We start from the raw sequence: 12,714 nt of genomic DNA on the forward strand, positions 1-12,714 counted from the left end.
TGTCAAATCCGCCCCACCGGGACTTCTTGACCCGAAACCCGCCGACCGACAGGAATTTCGACCCCCCGTTTCCGGGGCAACCCCTCTAACTTACCTGATCCCTGAATGTCCGTCGAATCGCGACGAAACATCCCAAGATCGGGTCCGATAAGAAGGGATTCGCTGAGAGCCTAGCAGCCGATCCCCGGAGGGGGATTCAGGCTCGCCGGTTCTCGGCGCGTGCAGAAAGACTAGCACCCGTCCAGCGGTGCTGCGCACAACTTGGGCAACTTTAGGGTCTTGCCCTGTCTCCATGCCCTTCAAACCTCCCCCGCCACAGAGCGAGGAGTGCCTGTGCGCCCTCGCCACGACGAGGGCGCACAGGCCGAAGGCCTAAGCCGGCAACGCGGCGAGCTGGGCCTCGAGACGGGAGATGTCCTCGGCAGCCTGCTCGGCCCGCCGGCGCACCTTCGCCACGACGTCCTCCGGCGCCTTGGCCATGAACTGCTCGTTGCCGAGCTTGGCCGTCACCTGAGCCTGCTCCTTGCGTGCCACGGCCAGGTCCTTCTCCAGCCGCTTCCGCTCGGCGACGACGTCGATGGCTCCGGCCGTGTCTATCTCCACGAGCACCGTGCCGACGGTGAGCCTGGCTGTCGGGTTGAAGGTGTCCTCTGGTTCGTCCAGACGCAGCAGGACGCGGATCGCTCCCTCATGGGCGGCGAGAGCCGTACCGGACAGGGACAGCCGCGCGGCCACCCGCTGGCCGGGCTTCAGGCCCTGATCCGAGCGGAACCTGCGCACCTCCGTCACGAGGTTCTGCAGCGAGGAGATCTCCTGCTCGGCCACGGAGTCGAGCAGCCCCGGCGAAGCCGAAGGCCAGGGAGCGACCACGATCGACTCCCCACCCGTCAGAGCCCGCCACAGCTCCTCCGTCACGAACGGCACGAGCGGATGGAGCAGCCGGAGCAGCGCGTCGAGCACATGCCCGAGAACCCGCTTGGTGTTCTCGGCCACCGCGCCGCCCTCGGCGAACTGGACCTTGGCCAGCTCGACATACCAGTCGAAGACCTCGTCCCAGGCGAAGTGGTAGAGGGCGTCGGACGCCTTGGCGAACTCGAACTCCTCGAAGGCCGCGTCGACACTCGTGACGACCTCCTGCAGGCGCGACAGGATCCACCGATCGGCCGCGGTGAGGTCTTCGGGCACACCGTCGGAGACGGCGCCGTTCATCAGCGCGAAGCGGGTGGCGTTCCAGATCTTGTTGCAGAAGTTGCGGGATCCGGCCGCCCAGTCCTCGCTGATCGCCACGTCGGAGCCGGGGTTGGCACCACGCAGCAGCGTGAAGCGCGTGGCGTCCGCGCCGTACCGCTCGATCCAGTCGAGCGGGTCGACGACGTTGCCGAACGACTTCGACATCTTCTTGCCGAACTGGTCGCGCACCATGCCGTGCAGCGCCACGGTGCGGAACGGCGGCTGGCCGTCCATCGCGTACAACCCGAACATCATCATCCGGGCCACCCAGAAGAACAGGATGTCGTAGCCGGTGACGAGCACGGACGTCGGATAGAAGCGAGCCAGATCGGGTGTGGCGTCGGGCCAGCCCAGCGTGGAGAACGGCCACAGGCCGGAGGAGAACCAGGTGTCGAGGACGTCCTGGTCCTGCTCGTAACCGGCCGGCGGCTCCTCGTCCGGCCCCACGCAGACCATGTCGCCGTCCGGGCCGTACCAGACGGGAATCCGGTGTCCCCACCACAGCTGGCGTGAGATGCACCAGTCGTGCATGTCGTCGACCCAGTCGAAGTAGCGCTTGGCCAGCTCCGGCGGGTGGATGCGGGTGCGGCCGTCACGCACCGCGTCACCCGCGGCCTTGGCCAGCGGTGTGACGTTGACGAACCACTGCAGGGACAGTCTCGGCTCCACCACCGTCTTACAGCGGGAGCAATGCCCGACCGAGTGCACGTACGGCCGCTTCTCGGCGACGATGCGGCCCTGCTCGCGCAGCGCGGCGACCACGGCGGGCCGTGCCTCGAACCGGTCGAGGCCCTGGAAGGGCCCGTGGGCGGTGATGATGCCGCGCTCGTCCATGATGACGAGCGACTCCAGCGAGTGGCGGCGCCCGATCTCGAAGTCGTTCGGGTCGTGCGCGGGGGTGACCTTGACCGCGCCGGTGCCGAAGGACGGGTCCACGTGCTCGTCGGCGACGATCGGGATGCGCCGGCCGGTGAGCGGAACCTCGACGTGCTTGCCGACCAGGTGCGCGTAGCGCTCGTCGGCGGGGTGGACGGCGACCGCGGTGTCGCCCAGCATGGTCTCGGCGCGGGTGGTGGCGACGACGATCTCCTCGTCGCCCGAGCCGTACCGGATGGAGACGAGCTCACCGTCGTCGTCGCTGTGCTCGACCTCGATGTCGGACAGGGCGGTCAGGCAGCGGGGGCACCAGTTGATGATGCGCTCGGCGCGGTAGATGAGCCCGTCGTCGAACAGCTTCTTGAAGATCGTCTGGACGGCCCGGGAGAGCCCCTCGTCCATCGTGAAGCGCTCACGCGACCAGTCCACGCCGTCGCCGAGCTTCGTCATCTGGCCGAGGATCCGGCCGCCGGACTCCTCCTTCCACTGCCAGACGCGCTCGACGAACGCCTCGCGGCCGAAGTCGTGGCGGGACAGGCCATCCTTGGCGATCTCGCGCTCCACGACGTTCTGCGTGGCGATGCCGGCGTGGTCCATGCCGGGGAGCCACAGCGTTTCCATGCCCCGCATCCGGGCTCGCCGGGTGAGCGCGTCCTGGATCGAGTGGTCGAGGGCGTGGCCCACGTGGAGCGACCCGGTCACGTTGGGCGGGGGAAGCACGATGCTGTACGGCTCGCGCCCGCTGCCCGGGTCCGCTGTGAAGTAGCCCGCCGATACCCAGCGCTCGTAGCTCCGGGTCTCGACATCGACGGGGGCGTACTGGGTGGGCAGCTCAGACGTAGTCACGGTGCCCAATTCTAGGGACGTCCGGACGCCACCCGAGCCGTCGCCGCACGCCCTGTGGACAGAGCGCCGGCGAAGGCCCGCGTCAGGCCGACTTCTCCCTCGGAGTCCGCTGCTGCTTGGCCTGCAGCTGGTCGCGTGGCACCAGGGTCGGATTCACGTGCTCCAGCACGGCCTCGCGGGTGATGACGACGCGGGCCACGTCCTGGCGGGAGGGCACCTCGTACATCACGGACTGGAGGACTTCCTCCAGGATGGCGCGCAGCCCGCGGGCGCCGGTGCCGCGCAGGATGGCCTGGTCCGCGATGGCTTCCAGCGCGTCGTCGGAGAACTCCAGCTCGACGTTGTCCAGTTCGAGCAGGCGGCGGTACTGCTTGACGAGCGCGTTGCGCGGCTCGGTGAGGATCTGGATCAGCGCGTCCCTGTCAAGGTTGTGCACCGACGTGATCACCGGGAGACGGCCGACGAACTCGGGGATCATGCCGAACTTCAGGAGGTCTTCCGGCATGACGTCCGAGAAGATGTCGGAGGAGTCCATCTCCTCCTTCGAGTGGATGATCGCGTTGAAGCCGATGCCCTTCCTGCCGACCCTCGACTCAATGATCTTCTCGAGGCCGGCGAAGGCGCCGCCGCAGATGAAGAGCACGTTCGTGGTGTCGATCTGGATGAACTCCTGGTGGGGGTGCTTGCGCCCGCCCTGCGGGGGCACGCTCGCCGTGGTCCCCTCCAAGATCTTCAGCAGGGCCTGCTGCACGCCCTCGCCCGACACGTCCCGCGTGATCGACGGGTTCTCGCTCTTACGGGCGATCTTGTCGACCTCGTCTATGTAGATGATGCCGGTCTCGGCCTTCTTGACGTCGTAGTCGGCGGCCTGGATCAGCTTGAGGAGGATGTTCTCCACGTCCTCGCCGACGTAGCCGGCTTCGGTCAGCGCGGTCGCGTCCGCGATGGCGAACGGCACGTTGAGCATCTTGGCGAGGGTCTGCGCGAGCAGGGTCTTGCCCGACCCGGTGGGGCCGAGCAGCAGGATGTTGGACTTGGCCAACTCCAGGCCGTCGTCACGACCCCGCTCCCCGGACTGGACGCGCTTGTAGTGGTTGTAGACCGCTACCGACAGCGCCTTCTTCGCCTTGTCCTGCCCGATGACGTACGCGTCGAGGAACTCGTAGATCTCGCGCGGCTTGGGGAGGTTGTCCCACTTGAGCTCGGAGGACTCGGACAGCTCCTCCTCGATGATCTCGTTGCAGAGATCGATGCACTCATCGCAGATGTAGACGCCTGGTCCGGCGATGAGCTTCTTGACCTGCTTCTGGCTCTTGCCGCAGAACGAGCACTTCAGCAGGTCTCCCCCGTCGCCGATGCGTGCCACCCCAGATACTCCTTTGCGTGGGACCGCCCCTGCCGCCGCGGTCGCTTCCGTCCGCACCCTGCTCGCGATCCGGTTCATGAACTGTGTCATGATCCGGCGATCACGATCCGGTGCGAAAACGTCATCCCGCTCAGGTTTCGACGTTACCGTCTCTCGGGCCCTCAGTGAGCCCCCTAGCGGTGAGTCGCACCGGAACGTGCCCAAATGGGCACCGTTCCGGTGCGGCAACTCCCTCAGGAAGCGGCGACCGCCGCCGCGCGCTTCTTCCGCGACGGGATGATGTCGTCCACCAGCCCGTACGCCTTCGCCTCCTCGGCGCTGAGGATCTTGTCACGCTCGATGTCCCTGCGGACCTCGTCGGCCGCCTTGCCCGAGTGCTTCGCCACGATCTCCTCGAGCAGCGACCTCATCCGCAGGATCTCACGAGCCTGGATCTCGATGTCGCTGCCCTGGCCGCCGCCCTCGGTGTAGGGCTGGTGGATCAGGACGCGGGCGTTGGGCAGGGCGAACCGCTTGCCCGGCGTGCCACCGGCCAGCAGGACCGCGGCGGCCGAGGCCGCCTGCCCAAGGCAGACCGTCTGGATCTCGGGCCGGACGAACTGCATGGTGTCGTAAATCGCGGTCATCGCGGTGAACGAGCCACCCGGCGAGTTGATGTACATGCTGATGTCGCGGTCCGGGTCCAGCGACTCCAGCGTCAGCAGCTGCGCCATCACGTCGTTCGCCGAAGCGTCGTCGATCTGGACGCCGAGGAAGATGATGCGGTCCTCGAACAGCTTGTTGTAGGGGTTCATCTCCTTGACGCCGTACGACGTGCGCTCGACGAAGGAGGGAAGGACGTAGCGGCCGTTGATGTCACCCGGCCGGATCAGCTCACTCATCTGGGAAGCTCCAGTCACGAGACGGCGCCCTCGGAGGGCACCTGGCGGGCGCTGCGCACCACGTGGTCGATGAAGCCGTAGTCCTTGGCCTCCTCGGCCGTGAACCAGCGGTCCCGGTCGGAGTCGCGCTCGATCTGGTCGAGCGGCTGGCCGGTGTGGAAAGCGATCCGCTCCGCGAGCGTCTTCTTCACGTAGAGCATCTGCTCGGCCTGGATCGCGATGTCGGCCGCGGTGCCGCCGATGCCGCCCGAAGGCTGGTGCATCATGATCCGGGCGTGCGGAAGCGCGTACCGCTTGCCGCGGGCGCCGGCACAGAGCAGGAACTGGCCCATGGAGGCGGCCAGGCCCATGGCGACCGTGCAGACGTCGTTCGGCACGTACTCCATCATGTCGTAAATCGCCATGCCGGCGGTCACCGAGCCACCGGGGGAGTTGATGTACATCCAGATGTCGCGATCGGGGTCATCGGCGGCGAGGAGCAGGAGCTCAGCGGCCAGCCGGTTGGCCACCTCGTCGTTGACCTGGGTGCCGAGCACCACGATCCGCTCGCGCAGCAGGCGCTGGTAGAGCTGGTCCTCGAGGCGGGAGGGGCCACCCTCCGGGCTCCGGGCCTCGAAGCCGGAACCACCGGTCGGGAAGAAGGTCGGCGGGCTGGTCACAGCGTCACCTTCCGATGCGTCGTAATCGATTGGCTTTGCTTGTGACCTTAACGCGCGACGCAGACAGGTCATGCCCGTGCGCCGTACTGTTCGCTGACGGCGCATGTCCGGCCCGCGACGAGGCCCCGCCCCGCATCGCCCGTGTTTCCCGCCGTGGCTGCACAGCCGGGGGCTCACTGATCTCAGCCGTACGATTGCTCCCCGACACGCGGTAAGAAACAAATTTGCAGGGATTTGCCCGAATATAACCGGAAACCCCCGGCGCACCCTAGTGCGACGGGGGTTTCACCGTTACCGCCACACCGATCGGCCTCCCGGCCGGTCGGCGGCAGAAGTCAGGCGAGAGCCTCGGAAATCAGCTTTCCTTGGCCTCGTCGGCGGACTCCCCGGCGCCCGCCTCCTCCACGCCCACAGCCTCCTGCTCGGGGTTGAGCTCGGCGTAGATGGCCTTGACGTCCACCTCGTTGCCGGCCGTGTCGGTCACCTTGGCCGCGTCACCGATGAGGGTCTTGGCCTTCTCCCGCACGATCTCCATCATCGCCAGCGGGAGCTGGTTGTTGTCGGCGAGGTGCTGGGCCAGCGTGTTCGGCGCGACACCCATCTGCATGGCGCGACGCACCACGAAGTCGGTCAGCTCCTGCTCGCTGACGCCGATCTCCTCAGCCTTGACAATCTTGTCGAGCACGAAGCCGGACTTCAGCGCCTTGGCCGAGGTCTCCTCGTACTCGGCGAACAGCTCCTCCTCGGTGGTCTGCTGGAGGCGGAGGTACGCCTCGCGGCTCAGGCCGCTCTCGGCGACCTGGTGCTCGAGGTTGTGCTTGCGCGCGTCGATCTCCGCCTGGAGCGCACTCTCGGGCAGCGGGATGTCGATCTTCTCGAGCAGCGCGTCGAGCGCCTTCTCGCGGCCCTGCACGACCTGGTCCACCAGCTTGTTGCGGCGAACCTGCTGGCGGATGCTGTCCTTGAGCTCGTCGAGCGTGTCGAACTCGCTGGCGAGCTGCGCGAACTCGTCGTCGAGCTCGGGCAGCACCTTCTCCTTGACCGACTTGACGTTGATGATCACGTCGGCCTCCTCGCCGGCGTTCTCACCACCGACGAGCGTGGTGCGGAAGGTCTTCTCGTCGCCGGCGGCCATGCCCTGCAGCGCCTCGTCCAGGCCCTCCAGGACCGAGCCCGCGCCGACCTCGTACGACACGTCGGCGGCCTGCTGCTCGTCGAGGTTGCGGCCGTCGATCTCGGCACGCAGGTCCATCACGACGTAGTCGCCGTTCTGGGCCGGCCGCTCGACGCCGGTCAGCGTCGCGAAGCGCTGACGCAGGGCCTCGAGCTGGCTGCTGATGTCCTCATCGGTCACCTCGGCGGGGTCGACCACGACCTCGGCGCCCTGGTAGTCCGGGACGTCGAAGGCGGGGCGGATGTCCACCTCGGCGGTGAACTCGACCTGCTCGCCGTCCTCGATCTTGGTGACCTCGATCTCCGGCTGGCTGACCGGGAAGACGTCGGTCTCGTCAACGGCCTGGCCGTACAGCTTGGGCAGGGCGTCGTTCAGGGTCTCCTCGAGAACCACCGCGCGGCCGAAGCGCTGCTCGATGATCCGGGCCGGCACCTTGCCAGGACGGAAGCCGGGCACGCGCACCTGCTGCGCGACCTTCTTGTACGCGGCCTGCAGGCTCGGCTCGAGCTCCTTGAACGGCACCTCGACGGTGAGCTTGACCCGGGTAGGGCTGAGCTCCTCGACAGCGGTCTTCACGGGGTGGTCTCCTTGATCCAGCATCTGGTGATCGCGGGCACGTCGTGCACGGCAACCGCGGCACAGTAACGCGCGCCGCGCCCACGTGAAAGGCGCAGGATCACCGTCTCGCCTGCACGCGACCTGTCCGGGCATGCTCGACTGTGGCGGGTGTCCAACGCCAAGGGCAGTCTAGAGCAGATGAGCCCCGGGAGCGACTGTCAGAGGTCGGCCATGATCTGCCGCAGCAGGTCCACCGTCTCGGTGGGGGTGGTGCTGACCGCGCAGAGCCGTTCCATGACCTCGCTGTAGCGGTCGACCTCTTCCCGTTTATCCAGGTAGAGCGCGCTGGCGAGCTGCTCGACATACACGATGTCGGGCAGGTCTGGATCGGCGAACCGCAGGATGCTAAAGGCTCCACCCTCTGCGGCGTGTCCGCCATAACTGAACGGGATGACCTGGATCGTCACGTTGGGCTGGTTCATCAGGTCGATGAGGTGCTGGATCTGACCCCGCATGACCTCGACGCCGCCGATCGGGCGGCGCAGCGCGGCCTCGTCGATCACAGCCCAGAACTTGGGACTGTCCTCGCCGTCGAGGATGCGCTGGCGTTCCAGCCGCAGGTCCACCCGCCTGGCGATCTCCTCCGGCGCCGCGCCGACCGCGCCGGCCATGATGACGGCCCGCGCGTACTCCTTCGTCTGCAGCAGGCCGGGAACGAACTGCACCTCGTAGGTGCGGATGCGCTCGGCGGCCTCCTCCAGGCCGACGTACGCCTGGAACCACGAAGGCAGCAGGTCGTTGAACCGGTGCCACCAGCCGGGCTCGTTGGCCCGCTCGACCAGGTTCATCACGACATCGCGCGTCTCCTCGTCCTCCACCCCGTAAAGGGCGAGAAGGTCGGTCACGTCGCGTTCCTTGAACCCGACCCGGCCCAGCTCCATCCGGCTGATCTTCGACTCGGACGCCCGGATGCACTGGCCGGCCTGGTCACGGCTGATGCCCTTGCTCTCACGGAGCTTGCGGAGCTGGGAACCGAGAAGGATGCGCAGAGCCGTCGGACCCGATCCAGCCTGGATCTGTATCACGGCGCCTCCCTCTCACCTCGGCCCTGTGTGCCGCCAAGGGACGACCCGCACGACACCCCCAGCCCACACAGTGTCACCACTTCAGGCTCCGATGACAAGGTCTGATCTACGTGTCCCTGACGGTTAGCACGACCGTCGTGTGCGTCTGCACATGACGGTTGCACGTGCATTTGGGTCTTGCAGCGGCGGGAGGCGCTGATCCATCATGTCTAGGTGCATATTGGGCCAAAATGTGCACCAGTCCTCGATCTAGGCCAGCGGGAGGTACGGGCAACCATGTCGGACGAGCCCAAACCCGGTGGCCAGCTGACCCGTGACGTGGGATTCGGCTGGTTCCGGAGGGCGGCAGGGGCGTCCGATACGACGATGTGCCCCCTGGCACCGCAGGCCGACTCCGTCAAGACCGCGCGCGATGTCACGCGGACGACGCTGCAGCAGTGGGGCCTGTCGGAACTGAGTGACGACGCCGCACTGGTCGTGAGCGAACTGGTGACCAACGCGGTCCGTTACGCGCTGTATCCGGCGAACCGCGTCGGCGACCGGCCTATAACACTGACGCTCGTGCGCGTCGCCCCGCACGTGCTGCTCGCCGTGTCGGATCCCAGCGACCAGGCGCCGTCGCCCGTGCAGCCCGACTTCGTCTCCGAGCACGGACGCGGCCTCTACATCGTCGAGACCTACAGTCAGGCATGGGGCTGGGACGCCCTGGACGAGGGCGGCAAGGCCGTCTGGGCTCTCTTCCGCACCGGCGACTGACTCTCTTCTCCGGCGTTTCGTCCAACGCCTTCAGGGTCGTCACTCGCTCCGGGGCACCTCCAGGAACTCGAAAGGGTGCCCCAAGAGACTATTCAGAGCTCGTAAGTCGTCGTGCAGGTGTCGGCCGCGGTGGCCCGCTCTCGTGACCGAGATGAACGGTTATGCCATGCCGCGCCTACCAGCTGAGTACGGCAGCCCCGCGACAACAGCCCTCAATCTGGCGGCCTAGTGCGGCGAGTGTGGTAGTCGACCTCGACGACACATCACATCTGCAGTCGTTCGGTGTCCTCAAGAGCGACGCGTGCCGGTTTCATGGACCGCGCTCCCAACGCCTCTGTCGACTCAGTGAAGCCGCACCTTACCGTGCACGCGCGAGCAGCGATCTTCGGCGGGCCGAGGTGGAGCATGGCCAGGGGTCACCGCCTCGACGGTAAAGCGCTCAAGGGTTCGGCCCGCCGTCCCACCTCGGCGCGTCGGCACCTGCTGTCGGTGGTCATCCAGGACCGCGTGCGGCACGACCCGCATCACCTACGGCAACTTTTATCCCGGTCGGAATATAACTGACACAGCCCAGGTTCTTTCTCCCCGACAGCTGCCGCGACCCGAGCGCGGGAGCGTCGCACGTCACAGCACCAGTACCGCCCGATCCAGGGCGAAAGAAGGACATCATGTCTGACACCGACCTGCGCGACATCCAAGCGCTCGACGCCCATAGGTCCGACGGCGTCGCTGTTGTCACCGGCGCCAGCCGCGGCATCGGGGCGGCCATCGCCAGCCGTCTCGGCGCCGAGGGATACACCGTCGCAGTTCACTACCGCCAGGACTCGGCCGCCGCGGCCGACGTCGTCGAGAAGATCACCGCGGCCGGCGGCACGGCGTTCTCCTTCGCCGCCGACCTCGCCGAACCCGACACCGGCACCGCCTTCTGGGCTTCCTATGACGCGGCCGCGGGCGCACTGCGCGACGTGCCCGTGCGGGTGCTGGTGAACAACGCTGCGATCGTCGTGAACGCCGTCATCGAGGAGACCGCCGCCGAGGACTTCATCCGTCAGCAGCAGATCAACACCACCGCGCCGTTCCTGATCATCAAGGCCGCCCTGCCGCGCCTGGCCGACGGCGGACGCGTGGTGAACATCTCCTCAGGCGCCACCCGCGTCCCCATCCCCCACATCATCGGATACACCATGACCAAGGGAGCCCTCGAAGCTCTCACGCTCCCGCTCGCCCAGCACCTCGGCCCACGCGGCATCACCGTCAACGTCGTCCGCCCCGGCACCACCGACACCGATATGAACGCCTCCTGGTTGCGCGGCAACTCCGAGGCCATCGCCAACATCGTCGCGCAGCGCGCCCTCCGCCGCGTCGGCGAGCCCGCCGACATCGCGGATGTCGTCGCCCTTCTCGCCTCCCCCGACGCCCGGTGGATCACGGGCCAGATCATCGACGCCACCGGCGGCGAGCGCCTGTAGGCGGTACCCCTCCGGGAACACGGGCGAAATCCGAGTCGCGACACAGTCGACACTCGACGAGAGCCCGGCCGGCGGCCGGGCTCTCGGAGGTGCGGTGACTACGGGTGAGGCGAGGGCCGATTCCGGGCGTCACTTTCCGAGTTGCCGCTGTACGGCCTGGGCGCCGATCAGGTAGTTCATCTCGTAGATACGTCTGTCACGGACCTTGCTGAAGAGGTACTCGGCGCACTCGATCGCCGCTCCGGCCTCTCTGTCGCCCGAACGCGGGGTGCGCGCACTCGGACGATGATTGACCTGCGAAGACGCCGTCAATGAACGTCCGTGGCGACTGCCGTCGTGGGTAGGAACCGAGAGCACAAGACTTCGATTCCGGTCGGTACAGAATTCGGCGCCGATCGCCGCCAGGGGTGGAGTACGCTGCGCACATGGCTGGTGCGCGGAGCGTCGTCATGGGTCGGCCTCGGGAGTTCGATATCGACGAGGCGCTTGAGCGCGCCATGCAGGTGTTCTGGGAACGGGGATACGAGGGGGTCAGCCTCACCGATCTGACCAAGGCCATGGGCATCACGAAGCCAAGCTTGTACGCGGCCTTCGGCGACAAGAAGGAGTTGTTCCGCAAAGCTCTGGAGCGCTACACCAAGGGTCCGGCCGACTATGCGACGCGCGCCATGGAGGAGCCGACGGCACGAGGCGTGGCCGAGGCGATTCTCCGTGGAGCGGTCCGGACCACGACGCGCCCCGGCGGCCCTGCGGGATGCCTGGGCGTGCAGGGCGCGCTGGCGTCGAGCGAAGCGGGACGGCCCGCGCACGACATGCTGGTCGAGTGGCGGAAGGCTTCGGCTCTACGCCTTGAGGAGCGTTTCCAGCGGGCCGTCGACGAGGACGATCTGCCGCGCGACGCCGACCCCCGACGGCTCGCCCGACACATCATGACGGTGGCGTTCGGCATCGCGGTCCAGGCTGCCAGCGGCCTCGGCCGCGACGAACTCCAGGACATCGCCGACATGGCACTGGAGCGCTGGCCGTACTGAGTCCAGGCACGTTCGAGTGCGTCGTCTCGCACACCGTGCGCTGGACGGCCGGCCATGCCGCACTGATCTATCAGCACGCGACTCCGGACCGCGACAGGGTCATCGCTGAGACGCTGGGGCGGGCGTTCACGAGCGCTCAGACGGCCAGCCCCGACCCAATAACGGGCACAGCGAGACGACATCGGGTACGACAGGAATCAGAGGCCAGAAAAGATTAAGGCCCAGAGTCGGAATCACTCCCCCGACCTGGGCCTTCGTACTGAGAGCGGACGACGGGAATCGAACCCGCGTAGCCAGTTTGGAAGACTGGGGCTCTACCATTGAGCTACGTCCGCGCGCGCCCGGTGTCCATCTGGTCTAGACTTCATCCGGTCGTCAGGGCGTAAGCGTACCGGAGTCTCGGACTGTTCGCGTACCCGACGAGACGGGGCGTGGCGCAGCTTGGTAGCGCGCTTGCTTTGGGAGCAAGAAGTCGCAGGTTCAAATCCTGTCGCCCCGACCAGCACTCCTGCATGTCCAAGGCCGCCTCCGGCGATCGGAAGCGGCCTTGTCCGTCCCCTGGGTGACTGACTGAGTGACTACGGCTCCGAGCCGCCGCCGAGACGGTCCATCGTCACGGCCCCGTCTGCAACACCGGCCGGATCTGCTCGCGATAGACGATCTCTGTGACGGCCGTACTGCTGTGGCCCGGGTGCCGGCGCGCCCACACCAGGACACGGAAGGTCTGGGCGAACGTCAGTGCCTTGGACGGGCGCTGCGGAGCCGGAGTCGCTGCAGCACTGC

Annotated in this window: 9 protein-coding genes and 2 tRNA genes; 4 read left to right on the top strand and 7 right to left on the bottom strand. The window is 67.2% G+C overall.

Annotated features, from left to right (window positions below):
* Positions 1 to 372 precede the first annotated feature (372 nt).
* The 6 genes from ACIBK1_RS38185 to ACIBK1_RS38210 all read right to left on the bottom strand — a co-directional run bounded on the left by ACIBK1_RS38185 (position 373) and on the right by ACIBK1_RS38210 (position 8,675).
* On the bottom strand, positions 373 to 2,961 hold the full coding sequence (locus ACIBK1_RS38185; protein WP_396740515.1) for a valine--tRNA ligase: 2,589 nt from the start codon (positions 2,959 to 2,961) through the stop codon (positions 373 to 375).
* Positions 2,962 to 3,034: 73 nt separating this feature from the next.
* Entirely contained in the window at positions 3,035 to 4,318 is a 1,284-nt protein-coding gene (gene clpX, locus ACIBK1_RS38190; RefSeq protein ID WP_030509563.1) for an ATP-dependent Clp protease ATP-binding subunit ClpX, read from the bottom strand.
* A gap of 233 nt (positions 4,319 to 4,551) precedes the next feature.
* On the bottom strand, positions 4,552 to 5,199 hold the full coding sequence (locus tag ACIBK1_RS38195; protein WP_030509564.1) for an ATP-dependent Clp protease proteolytic subunit: 648 nt from the start codon (positions 5,197 to 5,199) through the stop codon (positions 4,552 to 4,554).
* A gap of 14 nt (positions 5,200 to 5,213) precedes the next feature.
* The gene (locus tag ACIBK1_RS38200) at positions 5,214 to 5,858 is read right to left on the bottom strand and encodes a ClpP family protease (protein ID WP_030509565.1); all 645 of its coding nucleotides are present in this window, start codon (positions 5,856 to 5,858) and stop codon (positions 5,214 to 5,216) included.
* A gap of 355 nt (positions 5,859 to 6,213) precedes the next feature.
* Positions 6,214 to 7,608 carry a trigger factor gene (tig, locus tag ACIBK1_RS38205; protein WP_030509566.1) on the bottom strand — a complete coding sequence of 465 codons (1,395 nt, stop codon included), beginning with the start codon at positions 7,606 to 7,608 and terminating at the stop codon, positions 6,214 to 6,216.
* A gap of 200 nt (positions 7,609 to 7,808) precedes the next feature.
* Entirely contained in the window at positions 7,809 to 8,675 is an 867-nt protein-coding gene (locus ACIBK1_RS38210) for a helix-turn-helix domain-containing protein (protein WP_030509567.1), read from the bottom strand.
* 366 nt (positions 8,676 to 9,041) lie between these two features.
* Here ACIBK1_RS38210 and ACIBK1_RS38215 point away from each other — a divergent pair, with 366 nt between their 5' ends.
* The 3 genes from ACIBK1_RS38215 to ACIBK1_RS38225 all read left to right on the top strand — a co-directional run bounded on the left by ACIBK1_RS38215 (position 9,042) and on the right by ACIBK1_RS38225 (position 11,931).
* Positions 9,042 to 9,431 (top strand): ATP-binding protein, encoded by a 390-nt coding sequence (locus ACIBK1_RS38215; RefSeq protein WP_231513990.1) that lies wholly within the window; start codon positions 9,042 to 9,044, stop codon positions 9,429 to 9,431.
* Positions 9,432 to 10,099: 668 nt separating this feature from the next.
* Positions 10,100 to 10,900, top strand: coding sequence for an SDR family oxidoreductase (locus ACIBK1_RS38220; protein ID WP_396740518.1), 801 nt, complete (start codon positions 10,100 to 10,102; stop codon positions 10,898 to 10,900).
* A gap of 425 nt (positions 10,901 to 11,325) precedes the next feature.
* Positions 11,326 to 11,931 (top strand): TetR/AcrR family transcriptional regulator, encoded by a 606-nt coding sequence (locus ACIBK1_RS38225; RefSeq protein ID WP_030509571.1) that lies wholly within the window; start codon positions 11,326 to 11,328, stop codon positions 11,929 to 11,931.
* A gap of 264 nt (positions 11,932 to 12,195) precedes the next feature.
* Here ACIBK1_RS38225 and ACIBK1_RS38230 read toward each other — a convergent pair.
* Positions 12,196 to 12,266: transfer RNA gene (locus ACIBK1_RS38230), tRNA-Gly, on the bottom strand.
* Positions 12,267 to 12,356: 90 nt separating this feature from the next.
* On the opposite strand from ACIBK1_RS38230, the gene ACIBK1_RS38235 reads away from it, so the two are divergent.
* Positions 12,357 to 12,433 (top strand) — tRNA-Pro (locus ACIBK1_RS38235).
* Positions 12,434 to 12,714: the final 281 nt, after the last annotated feature.

It is taken from the genome of Microbispora rosea (assembly GCF_044460045.1).
Lineage (GTDB): Bacteria > Actinomycetota > Actinomycetes > Streptosporangiales > Streptosporangiaceae > Microbispora > Microbispora rosea.

Excerpts from the sequence above, each read along its gene's own strand:
- ACIBK1_RS38220 (WP_396740518.1), top strand. The coding sequence starts at position 10,100 with ATGTCTGACACCGACCTGCGCGACATCCAAGCGCTCGACGCCCATAGG.
- ACIBK1_RS38215 (WP_231513990.1), top strand. The coding sequence starts at position 9,042 with ATGTGCCCCCTGGCACCGCAGGCCGACTCCGTCAAGACCGCGCGCGAT.
- ACIBK1_RS38225 (WP_030509571.1), top strand. The coding sequence starts at position 11,326 with ATGGCTGGTGCGCGGAGCGTCGTCATGGGTCGGCCTCGGGAGTTCGAT.
- ACIBK1_RS38195 (WP_030509564.1), bottom strand. The coding sequence starts at position 5,199 with ATGAGTGAGCTGATCCGGCCGGGTGACATCAACGGCCGCTACGTCCTT.